The sequence below is a fragment of the Staphylococcus sp. LKG3-1 genome, assembly GCF_048568385.1.
GTDB lineage: Bacteria > Bacillota > Bacilli > Staphylococcales > Staphylococcaceae > Staphylococcus > Staphylococcus saprophyticus.
In genome coordinates this window covers 1,982,724-2,003,343 of record NZ_CP183796.1, presented here as the reverse complement: position 1 = coordinate 2,003,343, position 20,620 = coordinate 1,982,724, and the positions used below count along the sequence as shown (strand labels likewise).

Sequence of the window (20,620 nt, the reverse complement as noted above, 5' to 3'; positions counted from 1 at the left end):
TTTTTAACTATGGAATGTTTGCCCATCTCTGACTTCTTCAACGATGCCAGCACGTACAACGAAATCACCAAAATGTTCGCCTTCTGTTCTTTCTTTTGCATACTGTAATAAAATAGGTCTTAAACTTTCTAAAATTTCTGCTTCACCGATATTTTCTTTGTAGATTTTGTTTAATCTATCACCTATAAAGCCACCGCCTAAATACATATTGTATTTACCTGGGCCTTTTCCAATAAATGCAACTTCTGCTAACGCTGGTCTTGCACAGCCATTTGGACAACCTGTCATTCTGATCGTAATTTCTTCTTCTTTTAGACCTGCTTCATCAAGTAAATCTTCAATCTTCGTAATCAACGATGGTAAATATCTCTCTGACTCTGCCATCGCCAGTCCGCATGTTGGGAAAGCAACACAAGCCATAGAATTACGTCTTAAACCTGTATAATGTTGACCATCTGTAATACCAAAATCTGTGATAATTTTTTCAATTTCATTCTTTTTATGTGCAGCTACATTCGCAATCACAAGGTTTTGATTCGGTGTTAACCTAAAATCACCTGTGTGAACTTCTGCAATCGTTCTTAATGCTGTTTTTAATTTATAATCTTCCGTATCTTTTACACGTCCGTTTTGAACAAAGAGTGTATAGTGCCATTTACCACTACCTTCAGTCCACCCATAGCGATCACCATTATGTTCAAAATGATAAGGACGCTTGTTTTCTAATTGCCAACCTAAGCGATTGTTGATTTCATTTCTAATCCAATCAACGCCAAGTCTATCTACTGTATATTTAAAGCGTGCATTCGTACGGTCTTCACGATTACCATAATCTCTTTGAACCGTTAAAATCTTTTCACATACATCGACGACTTCTTCCTTAGGAATGTAACCAATCAATCTGCCAACTTGTGGATAGGTTGCTGTATTACCATGTTTCATACCCATACCGCCACCTACAGCGACATTAAAGCCAACAAGTTGTTCATTTTCTAAAATAGCGATTAATCCAATATCTTGAGAATAAACATCTATATCATTGGACGGGGGTACTGCGATACCAATCTTAAATTTACGCGGAAGATATGTTTTGCCATAAATTGGCTCTGGTTCTTCATCGCTGGTATCTAAGACTTTTTCTCCGTCTAACCAAATCTCATGATAGGCTTGCGTTTTCGGTGATAAATGTCTACTAATATCACTAGCAATTTGATTGATTTCACTGTGCACATCGGATTGATATGGATTAGGGTTACACATAACGTTACGATTCACATCACCACAAGCCGCAAGTGTATCTAATAAGGACTGGTTAATATCTTTCATCGTTTGTTTTAAATTGCGTTTTAAAATACCGTGAAATTGAAATGCCTGTCTTGTAGTTAGTTTGATTGTGCCGTTCGCATATGTATTAGCAATATCATCCATTGCTATCCATTGCTCTGCTGTTGATGCACCTCCTGGCGCACGCACTCTAATCATGAAGCTATACGCAGGTTCTAGCTTTTGTCTTCTACGTTCATCACGTATATCTCTATCATCTTGCATGTAACTACCATGGAATTTTAAAAGTTTTGTATCTTCTTCTGCGATAGCGCCTGTTACTCTATCTGCCAAACCTTGAACAATCGATCCTCGAAGATAATCACTATGTGCTTTGATACGTTCCATTTCATCCAGTTTGTCTGAAAAATTGACTTTTGTTTCAGCCATGTAATCATTCCTTTCTTAGTAAACATCTCTTTGGTAACGTTTTTCTTGTTTCATTTGAGTAAGATAAGCTTCTGCATCTGCTTCTGACATGTCACCTTCTTGCTCTATAACACTACGAATGGTGTCATGCACATCTTTTGCCATGTGTTTTTCATCACCACAAACATATATTGCTGCACCATCTTGTAGCCATTCATAAAATAGCTCACTTTGTTGGGCAATACGATGCTGAACATAAATTTTTTCTTCTGTATCTCGTGAAAAAGCGAGATCCAGTTTAGCTAATGTTTCATCTTTCAGCCATGCCTGCCATTCTGTTTGATATAAAAAGTCTGTAGTAAAATGTTGTTCTCCGAAAAACAACCACGTATTGCCAGATAACCCAAGCTCTTCACGTTCTTGCATATAAGATCTAAATGGTGCTACGCCTGTGCCTGGCCCTATCATAATGACTGGCGTTTCTTCATCAAATGGAAACTTAAAGTTTGGATTTTTTTTAAGGTAAATCGGTAATGTGTCTCCAGGTTGAATCCGTTCTGCTAGTTGGACAGAGCACACACCTTTACGCGTGCGTTCGTGCGCTTCATATCTAACGGCGCCAACGGTTATATGCACTTCATCTGGTGTGGCCTCATAACTACTAGCGATAGAATATTCTCTTGCTGGCAATTTCCTTAGTAATTTATAAAATGTTTCTGGCTTCAGTTCTGAAGTTGGAAATTCTGTTAATAAATCTATGACATCGCGACCATCAACATATTGTTGTATCCATTCTGCATTGTCTATTTGACTAAGTAACTCCGTATTGCCAAATAACTCCGCTGCTTTTTGAAGTAATGGTTTTGTCAGCTTAGTAATCTCAAAGTGTTCAGTTAACGCTTTTTCCAATGGCAATGTATCGCCATCATCATTGATTGGAATTTCAATATCTTTATCCCAACCCAGTGTCTCAATCAGTAGTGTCACAATTTCTGGTTCATTTTGAGGTAAGACTACCACGCAGTCTCCAGGTTCAAATGATTCACCGTAATTATCTAATAGCAATTCAACATGTCTAACTTCTTTGTTAGAACCTCGACCATTCAAATTGATATTCTCTAATACTTCGGCTTGGTAGGGATTCGATTTTGAGTAACGTTTTTCTTTGGCAGATTGTACTGTTTCGGTAGAAGTCGGCGTTGAACCATGACCTGTAGATTGATTTAGAATTTCAATATTCTTATTCATCCACTTTTCAGCTAAATCATCAAAATCTAAATCACAATCTTGTCTATCCGCAAGGCGTTCAGCACCTAATTCTAATAATTTTGCATCGAAGTCTTTACCTGTTTGGCAGAAATACTCGTATGACTCGTCTCCTAATACAAGCACGGAGAACCTTACATTTTCTAATTTTGGTGCCTTACGACTATGTATAAATTCATGAAATGTAAGTGCGTTGTCTGGCGGATCACCTTCACCATGCGTGGCAGTAATGACAAATAAATCCTCTACTTTTTTAAATTCCTTTTGTTTAATTTCGTCCATCGCCGTTAACTTTACAGTGTAATTATGTTCGACCAGTCGATCTGCAAATATTTCAGCTAAACTTTGTGCATTACCTGTTTCTGAACCATAAACCACGGTAATGTGACGATCGTTGTTATTTTGGCTTTCGGATTCATTATTTAAAACATATTCTGCCACCTGTTGTGGCGCCTCAGTTGTTTGTGCTACAGACCCTTGTTGCGCTGTAAGGTAACCGGTTAACCATATTTGCTGTTCAGCAGTTAACGTCTGAAAAATTTGATTTAACTGTGCTGCTTGTTCTTGGTCAAAAGGACTATTTGATACTGATAAATTCACAATGCATTCACCCCGATATTTATTTGATAAATTATAATTATTGTCTAAGTAGGTTTAATCAATTTTATTTCTTGCCATATCAACGATATAGCAATCGAATTTTATATCTTCCACAACATTCATTACATTTCCGATACGAATACTAGGTTATTAGTGTAAAAAAAAGAATCTACTTAATTTATGGTTTATTCGTCGTATGTAGACCACATTCCGTCTTAGTAGAATTCGTCCATCTACCTGCTCTTGAATCACCATTACCAGAAACGGCCTCAGTACATGGAATACAACCAATACTTGGAAAATTGAAATCATGTAGTTCGTTATAATGTAAATCATGCGTTTTAATATAATCCCACACATCATCCCAAGTCCAATGAATCAGAGGACACACTTTTACTGATTTGAATCGTTCATCTTTATTAATAAAATTAGTTGCCTGTCGACTCGGTGATTGTTCTCTTCTTAAACCTGAAACCCAAGCTGTCGCCCCAGATAATACTTCTTCAAGCGGTTTAATTTTACGAATATAACAACATTGATTTGGATCTTGTTTCCATAAAGCTGGCGCAACTTGATCCGCTTGTTCTTCTAAAGTAAGACTCGGTTGTTTAAGCTTAATGTTTAATTCCGGATAACGTGCTTTAACACGGTCTATCAAATCGTATGTCTCTTGAAAGTGGAGGTTCGTATCTAAAAATACAATTTCCGCATCTTTCTTCACACTAGAAATTAAATCAATTAAAATCATGCCTTCTGCACCGAAACTACATGAATAAATAATAGAATCACCATATACATCGTAAGCCCATCTAATCACTTCACGTGCACCTTTAGTTTCATCAGTGATATCCAGTGTTTCAAAAGCGTGTGGATTGAAATCATCATACGTAATTTTTGTTTCTGACATTAACGGGTCACCCCTTTTCTTCTAATGTACGCTTACTTAAATTCAAGTTATACTTCGTTTTTTGAATTATTTGAAAATAATTATGCTACACACTTTACTCATTGAAATTTTTTATGTCAAGTTTGTGTTTATTAAAATAAATATATTAATTTTTTGACAAAATACACCTTTGAAACCGCTTTAAAAAGCGAAGTTAAAACGTTTTATAATAATTATTTTCACAAAATAGTCATAATAATCTAGTTACTTTCAAATCGCCCTAAAGCCTATGGTTATCATGTTTTAAATTTTTTTTAAAAATTTTTTAAATTTTAATAATAATTCTAATCTAGAAACAAAAAGCGCAGGTATATAACATCAAATTAAATATTTGATGTTATATACCTGCGTTGCAAAAATGATTAAATCTCTAATACCTTAAATCTTTAATCCTTTTATATTATACTGAAAAACTGAGTCTTGGTATAAATGTTTCAAAATGAACATGATTCATAGAAATACCTAATGTTTGTAATTCAGCAATCATTGCTTTTAAGAATGAGTTACCGCCACACACATAGATCTCCGTCTCATTGTCCACATATTGACGCAGTTGTTCTGATTCGATAAAACCATCTTCATCACGAAAATGAATATCAAACTGGGCATGGTCTGATTGATTTGCAATTGTAGTTAATTTTTCTTCAAAAGCAACATTTTGTGCGTTAGATGTTGATTGTAAGAAAATAGCTGGTGTACCTATGTTAACGGCTTCATTAAACATTGAGACAAGCGGTGTAACCCCTACACCTGAACCCAAAAATAATTGTTTGTTTTCTGTATTTTCTAATTTAAATCCACCTACTGGTGCAGATATATTTAAAATGTCACCTTCAGTTACTTCATCGTGTAACACAGTAGAAACTTCACCTTCGTGCGCTTCAGTAACATCTCTTCTTACACCAAATGTTAAGTAACTTTCATCTCCATCAACAATGGAATAGTGTCTTTTTGCACGATAAGGTAATTTTTCACTAGAAATATCTACAGTTATATATTGTCCTGGTATAAATTGACTTAAATCAATGCGATTTGATGTGACAGTAAATGATTTAATAAGTTCTGTCTCCTCAGTGATATTTGTAACTTCAAATGGTTTAAAACCTTCCCATGCCATTTGTTTATAAATATCTTTTTCTAAGCCAATAAAGGCATCAGCGATAGCTCCATAAGCTTTTATCCATGTTTGAATAATAGGATCATTATTTTCTAAACCTGTCACTTCTTGGATTGCCCAAATTAAATTTTCTCCAACAATATCATAATGTTCCGGTTGCACTTGTAAAGCACAATGTTTATAAACTACAGGCATTATTGCTGGTACGATAGGTGTTAAATCTTCAATGTTTTCCGCTGCTGCCAGTACTGCCATAGCAAGTGCTGATGATTGCAGTCCCTTTTTTTGATTTGTTTGGTTAAATACATTTTTTAATTCTGGATGCACTTCAAATAACCTTTTATAGAAAATTTCCGTAATAGTTTGTCCTTTTTCTTTAAGTAATGGCACTGTATCTCTAATTGTTTGAATTTCTCTTTCTGTTAACATATTATACCTCCTAATTACTTCTCACCACTATTATTGTACGAAATAATATAACTTACAATCATTAACAATTAATCCAAACATTTTCTAAATGCATAGTTCACAAAATGTTAACTAATTAAAAAAATATAAATTCAAATTCTTTGGTATGTATTGATTTGCTCACATTTTATAAATTGAAATCGTATATTGTATGATCTAAAACTTTAATCCACTATGATTAGTCAACTAAAAACACGCTAAAAAGTCTGTGCTTCACTACTTTTTAGCGTGTTTTTATTCTTATTTTTCACTTAAGTATAAATCTTCTATGACTGTTGCTACGGATTCAGCATTATTTTGAATATACACATCATAAGCCTCAGAGTAGCCTGATGTACTAGTCTCATAAAAAGATTGTTGGGCATGGTTTAATAATTGCGTATCGTTCACATCATTTCCAAAGGCAATATAGTTTTGTGCACCAATCATGTGCTTTAAGGTCGAGTACTTATTAATGTTTTTGGCTGTAATATCTATGCTATGATCCACTTCGTGTATATGGATTGATAACACATTCTCGTAACTTTGAAACCATTGTTTAAGTGCTTTAAATGTTTTTTCTTCAGTCGCGAATAGAATCACCTTAATTGGATGTTGAATATGAGCAACCTTCACATTCTTTGCTAAACCATCTGGATTTAATTGTCTATAAATTGGATGGCTTTCACTTACGTTAGCAGCATAGTCAAAATCTCCATCGATAATATATTTTAAATCATAATCGCTGATTAACTTCACAATCTTTTCAAATAAATCATTCGGGATATAAGCCATGGTTTGAATTTCTCCATCTTTTGAAATTATAGAGCCATTTCCACCAATGAGCCAATGATTACTGTAATCTCTAACAACTGGTAACAAATCACGTATAGGTCGTGCTGACGCAAATATGATATCGTGTTGCCGATTCAATTGCTGTATCACTTGATTTAACCGTGATTCTATAAATTTGCCATTAAAACAAATTGTGCCATCTATATCAAAAACAAATATCATAGTCATACCTCTTTTAAATTTTTATTCGTCATGCTGATATTTAGCATTTAACTGATGAATTAATCGTTTAAATTCATCCTCTGATTTAAATTCAAACGTAATTTGGCCTTTTTTATTTTTAGTGGAAATAGCTACATTTGCACCATATTGCGCTTTAAGTTGACGTTCTTGTTGTCTAATAAACTTTGGTTTTGTTGCCTTTTGTGTAGCCTCTACTTTATCTTTATTATCACTATAATGTGTAGTGACATAATGTTCTAATTCTCTTACACTCCATGCCTCACGGGAAGCTTGTTTGGCAATTTGTTGCATTTTTTGTTTGTCCTTAACACTTAGTAATGTGCGGCCATGAGCGCTTGATAACGCACCATCTCTCACCATATTTGAAACAGTCTGTGGCAAGTTTAATAAACGCAACATATTCGCAATGTAAGGTCTAGATTTACTTAGACGTTGCGCAACATCTTGCTGCGTTAAATTTAAGTCATCCATCAATTTACGATAACTTTCCGCTTCTTCAATTGCATTTAAATCCTCACGCTGTAAATTTTCAATGATTGCAAGTTCCATCATATCTTCATCCGTAAGTGATTTAACAATCGCAGGTATTTCAGTCAATCCCGCAATTGTTGCAGCACGAAATCGCCTTTCGCCGACAACGATATGATAGCCAGAAATCGTTTTTCTCAAAACGATGGGTTGTAATATGCCGTGAAGTTTAATTGATTTGGCAAGATCATTTAATCGTTCCTCATCAAATGTTTTACGTGGTTGATATGGATTTGCCTTCACGGTAGTCATAGATATTTTTTGAATATTTTCGTTATCTTCTATGGTTAATCGCTCATCTTGATGATTTTCGATTGTCAAACACCTACTTTCTATTTTCTCTAGCTCGTTTAATTTGATTTATTATTAGATGTGCCTATTATATCATCACTCATCTACCAAAGAATATAGGACAAATAATTAGTTTAATCGAAATTTTCAGATAAGTTGTTGACAAAAGTAATTTTAATGTGTAATCTTGGGTATATCAAATTCGAAATAACAGAAACACAGTAACAAGGAAAGTAGAACTTACACTGCTGACACAGAGAGTCTTCGTAACGCTGAAAGAAGATACAGAAAGAAAGTTTGAAAATGGCCTTTGAGTGTTGATGCCAATATGAGGTATCAACGGGCGCGCCCGTTATAGCGCTACAGTATTAACATTTTGTTAAATGGCGTACTGGATTATTCCACACGTTATCTTCTCGTTAATACTCATTTTATTTATAGAATGGGTTTTTTATTTACGAAAAATGATAGCACGATTCAGTCAACGTTACATATACAACAATTTAGCGTACTGGATAAGGTTACTTTAGTGATAATGTAACAAACAAAGGTGGTACCGCGAGCTAAGCTTTCGTCCTTTACATCCGAATTTTCGGGTTTAAAGGACGGGAGCTTTTTTTATTTTTACAAGGAGGTTAACAATTATGAAAAATACTGAACTAGCACAAATCGCATTGTCACATGATCATACAGGGGCCATAGCCAATCCAATTTACTTATCAACAGCATATCAACACCCACATCTCGGTGAGTCAACAGGATATGATTACACACGAACTAAGAACCCAACACGCTCAGCATTTGAGGAGGCATTTGCCAAATTGGAACACGGCACAGCTTCATTTGCAACATCAAGTGGCATGTCTGCTATTCAATTAATATGTAATCTGTTCAAATCTGGTGACGAAATATTGGTATCTTTCGATTTATATGGTGGTACCTTTAGACTTTTCGATTTTTATGAACAACAGTATGGCATCCATTTCAAATATGTTGACTTCCTCAATTATGAAGAAGTGGAACAAAGTATTACAGAACATACTAAAGCATTGTTCATTGAACCAATCTCAAACCCACAAATGATTGAAGTAGATGTAGACCCGTTCTATATCTTAAGCAAAAAATTTAATTTATTGACTATTATAGATAATACATTTTTAACACCATACCTTTCTACGCCATTAGAAGATGGTGCAGATATCGTCTTACATTCAGCTACAAAATATATTGGCGGACATAACGACGTACTTGCTGGTGTGGTAACCGTTAAAGATAATCTACTTGCAGAACAATTAGGACAGTTACACAACATGATTGGTGCTACTTTGTCACCATTCGATAGCTACCTACTCCAACGTGGTTTAAAGACACTCCATTTGAGAATGGATCGTTCAGAATATAATGCGAAATTACTCTCAGAACGATGTAGTGACTTAGAGGCCATCGACAAAGTGCTTTATAGCGGACGTACAGGTATGTTGAGTTTACGTTTAAATAAAGATTATAAAGTGGATAAATTCTTAGAACATTTAAACGTCTGTATTTTTGCAGAAAGTCTTGGCGGTACAGAAACATTTATCACATTTCCATATACACAAACACATGTAGATATGCCAGACGCAGAGAAAGACAAACGGGGCATCGATGAATATTTGATTAGGTTATCCATCGGTATCGAAGACTATGAAGATATCGAACAAGACATTATTCAAGCATTAGAAAAATCTAAACAAGGAGTGATTTCATGAGTTTATCAAAAGAAACTGAAGTAATATTCGATTCACATAGAGGTGTAGATTACGATTCTGCAAATCCTCCTTTATATGATTCTTCAACTTTCCATCAAAAAACGCTTGGCGGCGGTGCACAATATGATTATGCCAGAAGTGGTAATCCAAACCGTGCCTTATTAGAAGAAAAATTAGCTAAATTGGAAGGCGGAAGTCATGCCTTTGCATACGCATCAGGTATCGCAGCCATTTCAGCTGTGTTATTAACTTTAAATGCAGGTGATCATGTCATCTTACCTGATGATGTTTATGGAGGTACGTTTAGATTAACAGAACAAATTCTAACTCGTTTTAATATACAATTTTCAACTATTGATACGACGCATTTAAATGAAATTGAAGAGGCTATTCAAGATAATACTAAACTGATATATATTGAAACACCTTCTAATCCATTGTTTAAAATTACAGACATTAGAGGCGCAGCCGATATTGCTAAAAAACATCATCTCAAACTCGCCGTAGACAATACGTTTATGACACCACTAGGACAATCACCCTTAGCTCTCGGCGCTGATATTGTCGTGCATAGTGCTACCAAATTCTTAAGTGGACATACTGATATTATTGCAGGCGTAGCAATAACAAACGATCAAACGATTGCCGATGAATTATTTTTATTACAAAACGGTACAGGTACTGCCCTATCTGCTCAAGATAGTTGGACACTGGCTAAACACTTAAAAACATTACCTGTACGTTTTAATCAATCAGTTGAAAACACTAAAAAACTTTATGAGTATCTAGCACAACGTGATGAAATTGCAGAAGTCTATTACCCAGGAAATAGCGATTTACATTTATCTCAAGCAAGTCATGGCGGTGCTGTATTAGGTTTCCGCTTAAAAGATGAGACAAAGGCGCAAGATTTTGTAGATGCCCTTTCCTTACCTTTAGTTTCCGTCAGCCTAGGTGGTGTTGAAACAATACTTTCACACCCTGCTACGATGTCACATGCAGCTGTACCTAAAGAAGTAAGAGAAGCCAGAAATATCACTTTTGGATTATTTAGATTAAGCGTTGGATTAGAAACTGCAGATGAATTAATCTCTGATCTAAATTATGCATTTAAGGAGGCCTTCAATGAGTCAACTACTCGACAAACTAAAGCACAACATATTAGTAGCTGATGGTGCGATTGGAACCATTCTATATTCAGAAGGTCTAGATACATGCCCAGAAGCCTATAATATTACACATCCAGATAAAGTGGCGCGCATTCATCGTTCTTATATAGACGCTGGTGCCGATATTATTCAAACCAATACGTATGGTGCTAATTTTGAAAAGTTAAAACCTTTTGGTCTTGAGCATAAAGTTAAAGACATTCACTACGCAGCAGTAGAAATTGCTAAACAAGCTGCAAACGACGACACCTTTATTTTAGGCACAGTAGGTGGATTCAGGGGTATCAAACAAGAAGATTTAGAATTATCATCGATTCAATATCATACAGAAATACAAATTGAGACATTAATCGATGCAGGTGTTGATGGCATTCTATTTGAAACATATTACGATTTAGAAGAGCTTACAACCATTATCAAAGCTACTAAACGTAAATATGATATTCCGATTATTGCTCAACTCACGGCTTTAAATACAAACTATTTAAGAAATGGTACTGAAATCAATACAGCCTTGCAACAAGTTGTTAAGAGCGGTGCTGATATTGTTGGACTGAATTGTCATCACGGTCCCCACCATATGCAACAATCGTTTTCACATATTGAACTGCCCGATGGTGCTTATCTATCATGTTATCCAAACGCAAGCTTATTAGATATTGAAAATAGTCAATTTAAATATAGTGATAATGCAGCTTATTTTGGAAAAGTAGCTGAGCAACTCATCAATGAAGGCGTTCGTTTAATTGGCGGCTGTTGTGGCACGACACCTGAGCATATTCAATACATCAAATCATCGGTCTCAGATTTAAAACCGATAAACCAAAAAAATGTCATTCCTATCGCTAAATATACGGGTCATTCGGAGAAACCAACACAAAAACAAAATCTAACATCAAAGGTTAAACACAGACCTACAATTATCGTTGAACTAGATACACCGAAACATCTTGACACAGACTTATTTTTCAGAAATATCAAAAAACTCGACGATGCCAAGATTGATGCCGTAACCTTAGCTGATAATTCGTTAGCCACAGTAAGAATCAGTAATGTTGCCGCAGCGAGTATCATTAAACAACAATATGACATCGAACCTTTAGTCCATATCACTTGTCGTGATCGCAATTTGATTGGCTTACAATCACATTTACTTGGCCTATCACTCTTAGGTATTAATGAAATTTTGACCATTACAGGTGATCCTTCAAAGATTGGGCACCTTCCAGGCGCAACCAATGTATACGATGTGAATTCTAAAGGGTTAACTGAAATTGCTTTACGCTTCAACCAAGGTATTAACACAGACGGTGATGCGCTGAAGACGCAGACGAACTTCAACATCGCAGGGGCATTTGATCCAAATGTAAGAAAATTAGACGGTGCTGTACGACGGTTAGAGAAAAAATTAGAAAGTGGTACCCACTACTTTATAACCCAACCGGTCTATAGCAAAGAGAAAATTAAAGAAGTCTATGAAGCAACCAAACATTTAGATGTGCCATTGTTTATTGGCATTATGCCTGTCACTAGTTATAACAACGCATTATTTTTACACAATGAAGTACCAGGCATTAAATTGTCAGAAGCCATTCTCGAACAATTTGAAGCTGTTAAAGATGATAAAGCAAAAACAAAATCATTGAGCATTGAATTATCAAAAGCATTGATCGACACAGTGCATGAATATTTTAATGGCTTGTATTTAATTACACCATTCCAAAAGGTCGATTATACACTGGAACTTGCAAATTATTCAAAATCAATTACTTCAACTAAACAGGAGGCAATATTATGACAATTCAAACATCAAACTTAGGTTTTCCGAGATTAGGTAGAAAGAGAGAATGGAAAAAAGCCATCGAGGGCTACTGGGCAAATAAATATGATTTAGAAACATTACATCAACAATTAACAGATTTGCACAAAGAGAATTTATTACTACAAAAAAATTATAATTTATCTAGTATTCCGGTTGGCGATTTTTCTTTATATGACCATATTCTTGATACATCATTACTTTTCAATATCATTCCTGAACGTTTCCAAGGTAGAGATATCGATGATGACTTACTATTTGATATTGCCAGAGGTAACAAAGAACATGTTGCAAGTGCCTTAATTAAATGGTTCAACACAAATTATCATTATATTGTACCTGAATGGGACAATGCTGAACCAAAATTAAATAAAAATGTATTATTAGAACGCTTTAACTATGCAAAATCATTAAACGTCAACGCACACCCTGTGATCGTTGGTCCAATTACGTTTGTTAAGTTATCTAAAGGTGGCGACCAATCATTTGAAGAAAAAGTACAAACATTATTGCCATTATATAAAGAAGTCTTACAATCACTCGTTGATGCAGGCGCAGAGTATATTCAAATTGATGAACCTGCACTTGTTACGGACGATAGCGCAGATTACGAAGACATCACAAAAACGGCATATAATTATTTTTCTGAAGCAAACTTAGGTGATTACCTAGTCGTTCAAACTTACTTTGAACGCGTAAACTTATCATTCTTAAACAGCCTACCAATCAGAGGTATCGGTCTAGATTTCGTACACGACCACGGCTTTAATCTTAAACAAATTGAAGACGGCCAATTTGATCGTACGAAGACACTCTATGCAGGTATTATTGATGGTCGTAATGTATGGGCTGCTGATATAGAAGCTAAAAAAGAGCTTATCGAAACATTACAAAATTATACAGATGACCTTGTCATTCAACCTTCATCTTCATTATTACACGTTCCAGTATCACTTGATGATGAAACACTTGATACTTCTATTGCAGAAGGATTAAGTTTTGCTACTGAAAAACTAGATGAACTCGATGCGTTAAAACGTTTATTCAACAACGACGATGATCAAAAATACAATGAATTGAAAGCCCGCTATGAACGCTTTCAAAACCAATCATTTAAAAATCTTGAATACGACTTTGATAGCGTCAGAACTTCTAGACAATCAGCATTTAAAGAACGTAAAAAAGCACAAGACGCACGCCTAAATTTACCTGATTTACCAACAACTACGATCGGTTCATTCCCACAATCTCAAGAAGTACGTAAATACCGTGCTGATTGGAAAAATAACCGTATCACTGATGAAGCATATAAAACATTTCTAAAAAATGAAATTGCACGTTGGATAAAAATTCAAGAAGATATCGGTTTAGATGTTCTGGTACATGGTGAATTTGAACGTAACGACATGGTAGAGTTCTTTGGTGAAAAACTTCAAGGTTTCCTAGTTACAAAATATGGCTGGGTACAATCATACGGTTCACGTGCGGTTAAACCACCTGTTATTTATGGTGATGTTAAATGGACAGAGCCACTTACTGTCAAAGAAACATTATACGCACAAAGTTTAACTGATAAACCAGTTAAAGGTATGCTTACTGGTCCTGTCACTATTTTAAACTGGTCATTTGAACGTGTTGACTTACCACGTGAAGAGGTTCAAGACCAAATTGCATTAGCAATTAATGAAGAAGTATTAGCGCTTGAAAGTGAAGGTATTCAAATCATACAAGTTGATGAGCCAGCATTAAGAGAAGGCTTACCACTTCGTTCAGAATACCATGCAGACTATCTAGATAAAGCCGTTCGTTCATTCAAACTCACAACATCTTCAGTCGCTGATGAAACACAAATTCACACGCATATGTGCTATTCTCAATTCGGTCAAATTATTCATGCAATCTATGATTTAGATGCGGATGTTATTTCTATTGAAACTTCTCGTAGCCATGGTGATTTGATTCAAGATTTTGAAGATATTACTTATGATTTAGGTATTGGTTTAGGTGTATATGATATTCACAGTCCAAGAATTCCAACTGAATCAGAAATTACAGCTGCAATTAACAGAGCATTACAAGAAATAGATCGTTCATTATTCTGGGTAAATCCAGATTGCGGTTTGAAGACGCGTAAAGAAGATGAAGTTAAAGAAGCCTTAAGTGTGTTAGTTAATTCTGTCGATAAATTACGTAAATCAACAAATCCAGCAACTGTTTAAAATTAACTTAAATAGGTGATGCGTATGAGTTATCCTTTATGGAAGCAATTAGAAGAATTAAAATCAGCAACGTGGGTCGATTTGACCCACACTTTTGATGAAACCATACCGTGTTTTAGCGAATTTGAACGGCCCCAAGTGTCGACACTATTCAATGTCGCAGACGACGGATTCTATGTTCAAAATTGGAATGTTGTGAGTCAGTATGGTACCCATATTGATGCACCGATTCATTTTGTGGAACATACGCGCTATTTACATGAATTAAATTTAAAAGAACTTGCCCTACCACTCGTTGTTTTAGATTTTTCAAAAAGCGTTAAAGCAAATTCGGATTTCATCTTAACACGTCGACACATTGAACAATGGGAAGCTGATAACGGCCCTATTGAGCAAGGCACCTTTGTTGCATTTAGAAGTGATTGGTCTAAACGTTGGCCCAACATTGAAGCTTTCGAGAATAAAGATGATGCTGGTGCGCTCCATTTACCTGGATGGGGACTAGACGCATTAAAGTATTTATTTGAAGAGCGCCATGTGAAAGCCATCGGTCATGAAACATTTGATACCGATGCCTCTATCGATATCGCAAAAAACGGTGACATTATTGGTGAGCGTTATGTATTAGGTCAAGATACTTTCCAAGTAGAACTACTGACAAATCTTGATCAACTCCCAAGTCGAGGGGCAATTATTTACACAATCAGTCCTAAGCCTAAAGATGCGCCAGGTTTCCCTGTACGCGCATTTGCTATAAAACCTTAAACAAATATTCGCATATGACAACATCGTATTTCGTTTATTACTATTAAAACCTAGCCATTATATTAAAAATTAAGAACTTGAGCACTTCTTAATTTACGATTCTCCTTTAAAATATATAACATGCCCGCATCATTATCGATATGATGTGGGCATATTTAAGTTTACTGGATATATGAGCTGTATAGGTCATTAGTTTGATTTTCAAATAAATGATAATTCCTATCATTTAAAATGATTCAATCAATGTTATAATTCAATAAAATTCAATATAGTTTATCATAGGGCAAATGCACCTATTTTCTATATAAATATAATCAATAGAGGTGACATCCGTGCAACTGAACCAAACCAACACCCCTTTTAATGAGGAACAATTGGCACTTATCAATCAACTACTACCTATGTTAACACCTGAACAACAACATTGGTTAAGTGGTTATCTACTCAATCCAGCAACAACTTCAGTGTCAGATAACAAAACGGACATACAAGAAAATGAGGCTGGTATTACCGAAACAGAAACTAGCACTTCTACTGACCAGTCCGTGTCAGAACCTGTATCAGCTTCAACAGAACCACTAGACGTGCATGTACTATATGGTACTGAAACTGGTAATGCTGAAGAAATTGCTGAAACATTTGAAACAAAACTCAAATCCCAGAACTTAAATGTCCATCTCTGGGATATGGATGATTTTCCGAGAGATTCATTACCTGAGGTTGAACACCTTTTTATTATTTGTTCAACACAAGGCGTTGGCGAACCACCTATCAATGCGTTAGATTTATATGATTACCTTCACGGTGATGATGCGCCACAATTAGATCAAGTCAACTTTGCGGTACTAGCACTTGGTGACCAAGATTTTCCTGATTTTTGCCAAGCTGGTAAAGACTTTGATCATATCTTAGGTCAACTCGGTGCGAATAGAGTGGCAGATAGAGTGGATTGCGACTTTGATTATGAAGAGACAGCTGAACAATGGATTACCAACATGCTTGAGCTATTAACACAAGCCTCATCCAATACAAATGAAGAGACGCCTAGCGTTGAAAATGAGGACGTCACAATAGAAGAACCTCAAGCACCTTATTCAAAATCTAATCCTTTTCAAGCAGAAGTACTGAAAAATACCATTCTTACACAACCAGAAGCTTCTCGAGAAGTAAGACACCTTGAAATATCACTTGAAGGTTATCGTGAGGCCTATGAACCCGGTGATAGCTTAGTCGTTATCCCACAAAACGATCCTGTACTCGTGAACCAACTCATCGATGCACTTAATTGGGATGCTGAAACACCTATTCAAATGAACGACAGTGATTCAATGCGTTCGCTTAAAGAGGCTTTAACACATGATTTTGAAATTGCAAAATTAACGCCTGTGCTGATGAAAAATGCTGCAGAATTATTAGGTAATCCCATGTTAAATGCTAATATTCAAAAATCGGAATGGGTCCAAAACTATATTTACGGTAAAGATGTCATTGATTTAATTAGAGATTTTACGCCTGTTGCGCTTGAACCCAACATGCTACCACAACTGTTAAGAAAATTACCGCCACGAGAATATTCAATTGCAAGTAGTAACAAGGTAAATCCTAATAGTGTACACATTACTGTACGTGTTGTGAAATACGAAGCACATCGTCGTGAACGCTTTGGTGTTTGTTCTGTCCAATTAGCAGATCGTACGTCTGTTGGGGATAAGCTACCTGTATACTTGAAAAAGAATCCAAATTTCAAATTTCCATATGACACAGAAACACCTGTCATCATGATTGGTGCAGGTACAGGCATTGCGCCTTATCGTGCTTATCTTCAAGAAAGAGCTTATCTCAATATTAAAGGTGAGCAATGGTTGATTTTTGGCAATCAAAATTATCATCATGATTTTCTTTATAAAGATGATTTGGAACAATGGCTCGAAGAAGGTGTATTAAGCAAATTAGACTTAGCCTTCTCAAGAGAAACTGAAAATAAAATTTACGTCCAACACCGCATCGAAGAAAATAGTGCTGAATTCTATAAATGGATTCAGGCAGGTGCCACAATTTACCTGTGCGGTAATAAAGATGAGATGGCAAGTGGTGTACACGAATCATTAATTAAAGTACTCATCAAAGAAGGTAACTTGGATGAAACTGAAGCCGAAGCCTATTTGACAGAAATGATTAAAAATCAACGTTACCAACGTGATGTATATTAAGTACATCACAAATAGACTTCAAAAAATGATAAAAAAGGGGCTAATCTGATGAGTCAATTCATAGCAACATATGCAAATACACTATTATTAGTTAAACAAGTTAATGGTCGTTTTCATATAGAAAAGAAACTAGAAGGAATGAACGCCATCGCCATCGCTCAGGATCCATTCAATCCTGACATATTATATTGTGGCACGTTTGATCGCGGTTTGTGGAAAAGCGTGGACAAAGGCGATTCATGGTTACCTATTGGCACACGCTTTACGTATAATAGTCCTTTTAAAAAGCAAGACATTCCTATGACATCCATTACTGCAGTCTCAGTCATAGATACAGGTAACAATACTGGTGCGGTATTAGTAGGTACAGAACCAAGTGCACTCTTTATTTCCTATGATCAAGGTGACTCATTTGAATTACTGACAGATTTCGCACATATTCCTGGAAAAGAACAATGGTTTTTCCCTCCAAGACCGCACACACATCACGTTAAATGGTTAGATAACAATCATCGCTCGCCCAATATCATTTCTCTTACAATTGAGGCTGGTGGTTTGATTCAATCTACAGATTCTGGACAACATTGGGAAGTACCGCAAACGGATCATGCGCCTATCGATATTCACGTACTCAAAAGTCATGACGAACATCCCAACAAATTATATGGCGTTCTCGGAGATGCCTTTTTAAATGGTGGTAGAGATACCTTTATTGAAAGTGATGACTACGGTAAAACATGGACAACATTTATAGATGGCATTGAGCATAGATATGGTTATGGCTTGGCAATCAATTCAAATAATGCTGAGAATATCGTCATCTCAACATCAAATTCGCCAATGAATGCCCATAGTTATGGAAGTCATACATTTTCAACCATTTATGCCATTGATAAATCACAAGATAATGCCTGGATTGAAGCAACTGAAGGCTTACCTTCCACAAATGGCACGCTTATCTCCGCTGTCACTGAAAGAGATGGTATCTTTTATATCGCGAATAATAAAGGTATCTTCTCTTCCGACAATGGTGGTAAAAGTTGGCATCCTTTGAACATAACATGGCCAAATGAATTAACAGAGCAACATGTTTATCAATTGATCACTTTAGACTAAGTAATGTTAGTATAGATGATATAAGTAAACACCCAAAAGATTGTATGATAAATTCAATCTTTTGGGTGTTTTTATTTACACGTTTTTACCCTTAATCTCGCCACTTAGCTTCATATAGAAGCCACTTGCCTGTTCTATATAGTATTACAATCAAAAATTTGTTTTACTTAATGTAAGGGGAGGGACTGAACATGAAAGTAAAGGTTGTTTATGATCAAACATTAGACGAAGATGAAATCATACTATACGCGCATAAAGATGCCAACAATTTATCAGATATTATCAACTCAATTCAACAATTATCTCAAAATATATTATTTCCCGGAAAATACAACGAAACCATCTATTATCTTAAACCACAAGATATCATTTGTTTTCGGATAGAAAATAAGATATTAAATGTTATCACCGCTCAACGTCAATATACGATGAATCAACGTTTATACGAAATAAAAGCACAGCTTAATCATAGCTTTCTACAAATTTCAAAATCTGAAATCATCAATGTGAACTTCATTGATTATCTAACATTAAATAAAAATGGCACGATTGAAATTCGTTTTACTGATCAATCATTTACGTACTCTTCTAGAAGATACTTACCATTAATTAAGGAGGCTTTAAAGCTATGAAACGATTCTTTCACGGTGGAACCATTGGTATTACGATTGGCGTCTTTGTCTCTTTAATATTTTCAACACTATTTGCGCACCACCAATTTCATCCAGTTTCTCCAGAATCAACGATGGGTAGCATTTACTTTGCACATTTAACTGAATTACAAATTATGTTTATTGCTGTTGTGATATGGGCATTAATCGGTATCACATTCAGTTATGGCGCGCTTATCTTTTCGAATTCACGAAAGACATTATGGTTTAAAACATTAACTCACTTTAGTTTAATGCTCATCATCATGTTCCCACTGGCTATATTAGCTGGATGGTTTCCTCTTAAACTTTCAGCAATCATACTATTTGTGGTCATTTATACAATTGTTTATTTTATCATTTGGGGTATTGAAACAAGACGTAATCAACAAGATATAGACGAAATTAATGCCATGCTCTCAAAACGGAAGGGATGATTTGATATGAATCAAGGTCGTTATACTGTACTACCTAATGAATCGGTCACTGTATTTTTGATTGGTCTTCACATCAACAAGTGGTATAAAGTTCATCACTGGTTGCCTGTACTTTTAGCTATGCCACCAATGCTCTCCGAATTATCAAAGGATAAATCACTCGGTTGTTTATCTTATGAAATGTTGTTTAAATATCGTGGTGTTATGATCGTTCAATATTGGGAAACAAACGAAAAATTGCTTAGTTATGCAAAAATGCCTGTACATTTAAAAGCTTGGCGCAAATTCTCGAAAAAATTAAAGCATAATGAAGCCGTTGGTTTTTACCATGAAACATATAATGTAGATTCCCATCAATATGAAAATATTTATATCAATATGCCTGATTTCGGTCTCGGCAAAGCACTCGGTAATGAACCTGTAAGCAAAGCCACACATACTGCAAAACAACGACTAAAAAAACATACTTAACGCGTATTTTAAATCAAACGATATCATAATCATAGAGTTGAAGTTGAAATGTCAAAGGCATACGTACTGTCACAATAACCATGATTTATTA

The 20,620-nt window shown here is 35.4% G+C and carries 16 protein-coding genes and 1 other annotated feature; of the genes, 10 read left to right on the top strand and 6 right to left on the bottom strand.

The window, feature by feature from the left end:
* Positions 1–3 precede the first annotated feature (3 nt).
* From ACM595_RS09865 to ACM595_RS09840, 6 genes are all read right to left on the bottom strand, one after another.
* Complete coding sequence (locus tag ACM595_RS09865) at positions 4–1,713, bottom strand: NADPH-dependent assimilatory sulfite reductase hemoprotein subunit (RefSeq protein ID WP_002484341.1); 1,710 nt, start codon at positions 1,711–1,713, stop codon at positions 4–6.
* A gap of 15 nt (positions 1,714–1,728) precedes the next feature.
* Complete coding sequence (locus ACM595_RS09860) at positions 1,729–3,558, bottom strand: assimilatory sulfite reductase (NADPH) flavoprotein subunit (RefSeq protein ID WP_419744281.1); 1,830 nt, start codon at positions 3,556–3,558, stop codon at positions 1,729–1,731.
* 178 nt (positions 3,559–3,736) lie between these two features.
* Positions 3,737–4,465, bottom strand: a complete 729-nt coding sequence (locus tag ACM595_RS09855; protein WP_069822144.1) for a phosphoadenylyl-sulfate reductase — start codon at positions 4,463–4,465, stop codon at positions 3,737–3,739.
* Between the two features lie 439 nt (positions 4,466–4,904).
* Positions 4,905–6,050, bottom strand: coding sequence for a globin domain-containing protein (locus ACM595_RS09850; protein WP_075340086.1), 1,146 nt, complete (start codon positions 6,048–6,050; stop codon positions 4,905–4,907).
* Between the two features lie 279 nt (positions 6,051–6,329).
* Entirely contained in the window at positions 6,330–7,085 is a 756-nt protein-coding gene (locus ACM595_RS09845) for an HAD hydrolase family protein (protein WP_002484345.1), read from the bottom strand.
* Positions 7,086–7,106: 21 nt separating this feature from the next.
* Positions 7,107–7,955 carry a ParB/RepB/Spo0J family partition protein gene (locus tag ACM595_RS09840; protein WP_002484346.1) on the bottom strand — a complete coding sequence of 283 codons (849 nt, stop codon included), beginning with the start codon at positions 7,953–7,955 and terminating at the stop codon, positions 7,107–7,109.
* A gap of 182 nt (positions 7,956–8,137) precedes the next feature.
* Positions 8,138–8,507, top strand: a binding site (T-box leader).
* Between the two features lie 62 nt (positions 8,508–8,569).
* On the opposite strand from ACM595_RS09840, the gene ACM595_RS09835 reads away from it, so the two are divergent.
* From ACM595_RS09835 to ACM595_RS09790, 10 genes are all read left to right on the top strand, one after another.
* Positions 8,570–9,673, top strand: coding sequence for a PLP-dependent transferase (locus tag ACM595_RS09835; protein ID WP_069826050.1), 1,104 nt, complete (start codon positions 8,570–8,572; stop codon positions 9,671–9,673).
* Positions 9,670–10,845 carry a cystathionine beta-lyase MetC gene (gene metC / locus ACM595_RS09830; protein ID WP_419744280.1) on the top strand — a complete coding sequence of 392 codons (1,176 nt, stop codon included), beginning with the start codon at positions 9,670–9,672 and terminating at the stop codon, positions 10,843–10,845. Before ACM595_RS09835 ends, metC begins: the two co-directional genes overlap by 4 nt.
* A complete protein-coding gene (locus ACM595_RS09825) occupies positions 10,799–12,640 on the top strand; it encodes a bifunctional homocysteine S-methyltransferase/methylenetetrahydrofolate reductase (RefSeq protein ID WP_115353146.1) in 1,842 nt (613 codons plus the stop codon). Before metC ends, ACM595_RS09825 begins: the two co-directional genes overlap by 47 nt.
* Positions 12,634–14,880 (top strand): 5-methyltetrahydropteroyltriglutamate--homocysteine S-methyltransferase, encoded by a 2,247-nt coding sequence (gene metE / locus ACM595_RS09820; RefSeq protein WP_115353147.1) that lies wholly within the window; start codon positions 12,634–12,636, stop codon positions 14,878–14,880. Before ACM595_RS09825 ends, metE begins: the two co-directional genes overlap by 7 nt.
* A gap of 24 nt (positions 14,881–14,904) precedes the next feature.
* A complete protein-coding gene (locus tag ACM595_RS09815) occupies positions 14,905–15,645 on the top strand; it encodes a cyclase family protein (protein WP_129303668.1) in 741 nt (246 codons plus the stop codon).
* A 332-nt stretch (positions 15,646–15,977) separates the two neighbouring features.
* The gene (locus tag ACM595_RS09810) at positions 15,978–17,855 is read left to right on the top strand and encodes an assimilatory sulfite reductase (NADPH) flavoprotein subunit (protein ID WP_115353149.1); all 1,878 of its coding nucleotides are present in this window, start codon (positions 15,978–15,980) and stop codon (positions 17,853–17,855) included.
* Positions 17,856–17,903: 48 nt separating this feature from the next.
* A complete protein-coding gene (locus ACM595_RS09805) occupies positions 17,904–18,971 on the top strand; it encodes a WD40/YVTN/BNR-like repeat-containing protein (RefSeq protein WP_115353150.1) in 1,068 nt (355 codons plus the stop codon).
* Between the two features lie 191 nt (positions 18,972–19,162).
* Positions 19,163–19,603: a LytTR family DNA-binding domain-containing protein gene (locus ACM595_RS09800; RefSeq protein WP_002484354.1), complete on the top strand. Its 441-nt coding sequence runs from the start codon at positions 19,163–19,165 to the stop codon at positions 19,601–19,603.
* Positions 19,600–20,058: a DUF3021 domain-containing protein gene (locus ACM595_RS09795; protein WP_002484355.1), complete on the top strand. Its 459-nt coding sequence runs from the start codon at positions 19,600–19,602 to the stop codon at positions 20,056–20,058. The genes ACM595_RS09800 and ACM595_RS09795 overlap by 4 nt, the downstream gene beginning before the upstream one ends.
* Before the next feature lie 6 nt (positions 20,059–20,064).
* Positions 20,065–20,529, top strand: coding sequence for a DUF4188 domain-containing protein (locus ACM595_RS09790; protein WP_011304010.1), 465 nt, complete (start codon positions 20,065–20,067; stop codon positions 20,527–20,529).
* Positions 20,530–20,620: the final 91 nt, after the last annotated feature.

Bases quoted from the DNA above. Each gene is read 5' to 3' on its own strand.
- ACM595_RS09795 (WP_002484355.1), top strand. From the start codon at position 19,600: ATGAAACGATTCTTTCACGGTGGAACCATTGGTATTACGATTGGCGTC.
- ACM595_RS09855 (WP_069822144.1), bottom strand. From the start codon at position 4,465: ATGTCAGAAACAAAAATTACGTATGATGATTTCAATCCACACGCTTTT.
- ACM595_RS09850 (WP_075340086.1), bottom strand. From the start codon at position 6,050: ATGTTAACAGAAAGAGAAATTCAAACAATTAGAGATACAGTGCCATTA.
- ACM595_RS09815 (WP_129303668.1), top strand. From the start codon at position 14,905: ATGAGTTATCCTTTATGGAAGCAATTAGAAGAATTAAAATCAGCAACG.
- ACM595_RS09845 (WP_002484345.1), bottom strand. From the start codon at position 7,085: ATGATATTTGTTTTTGATATAGATGGCACAATTTGTTTTAATGGCAAA.
- ACM595_RS09790 (WP_011304010.1), top strand. From the start codon at position 20,065: ATGAATCAAGGTCGTTATACTGTACTACCTAATGAATCGGTCACTGTA.
- ACM595_RS09825 (WP_115353146.1), top strand. From the start codon at position 10,799: ATGAGTCAACTACTCGACAAACTAAAGCACAACATATTAGTAGCTGAT.
- ACM595_RS09835 (WP_069826050.1), top strand. From the start codon at position 8,570: ATGAAAAATACTGAACTAGCACAAATCGCATTGTCACATGATCATACA.
- metC (WP_419744280.1), top strand. From the start codon at position 9,670: ATGAGTTTATCAAAAGAAACTGAAGTAATATTCGATTCACATAGAGGT.
- ACM595_RS09805 (WP_115353150.1), top strand. From the start codon at position 17,904: ATGAGTCAATTCATAGCAACATATGCAAATACACTATTATTAGTTAAA.
- ACM595_RS09800 (WP_002484354.1), top strand. From the start codon at position 19,163: ATGAAAGTAAAGGTTGTTTATGATCAAACATTAGACGAAGATGAAATC.
- ACM595_RS09865 (WP_002484341.1), bottom strand. From the start codon at position 1,713: ATGGCTGAAACAAAAGTCAATTTTTCAGACAAACTGGATGAAATGGAA.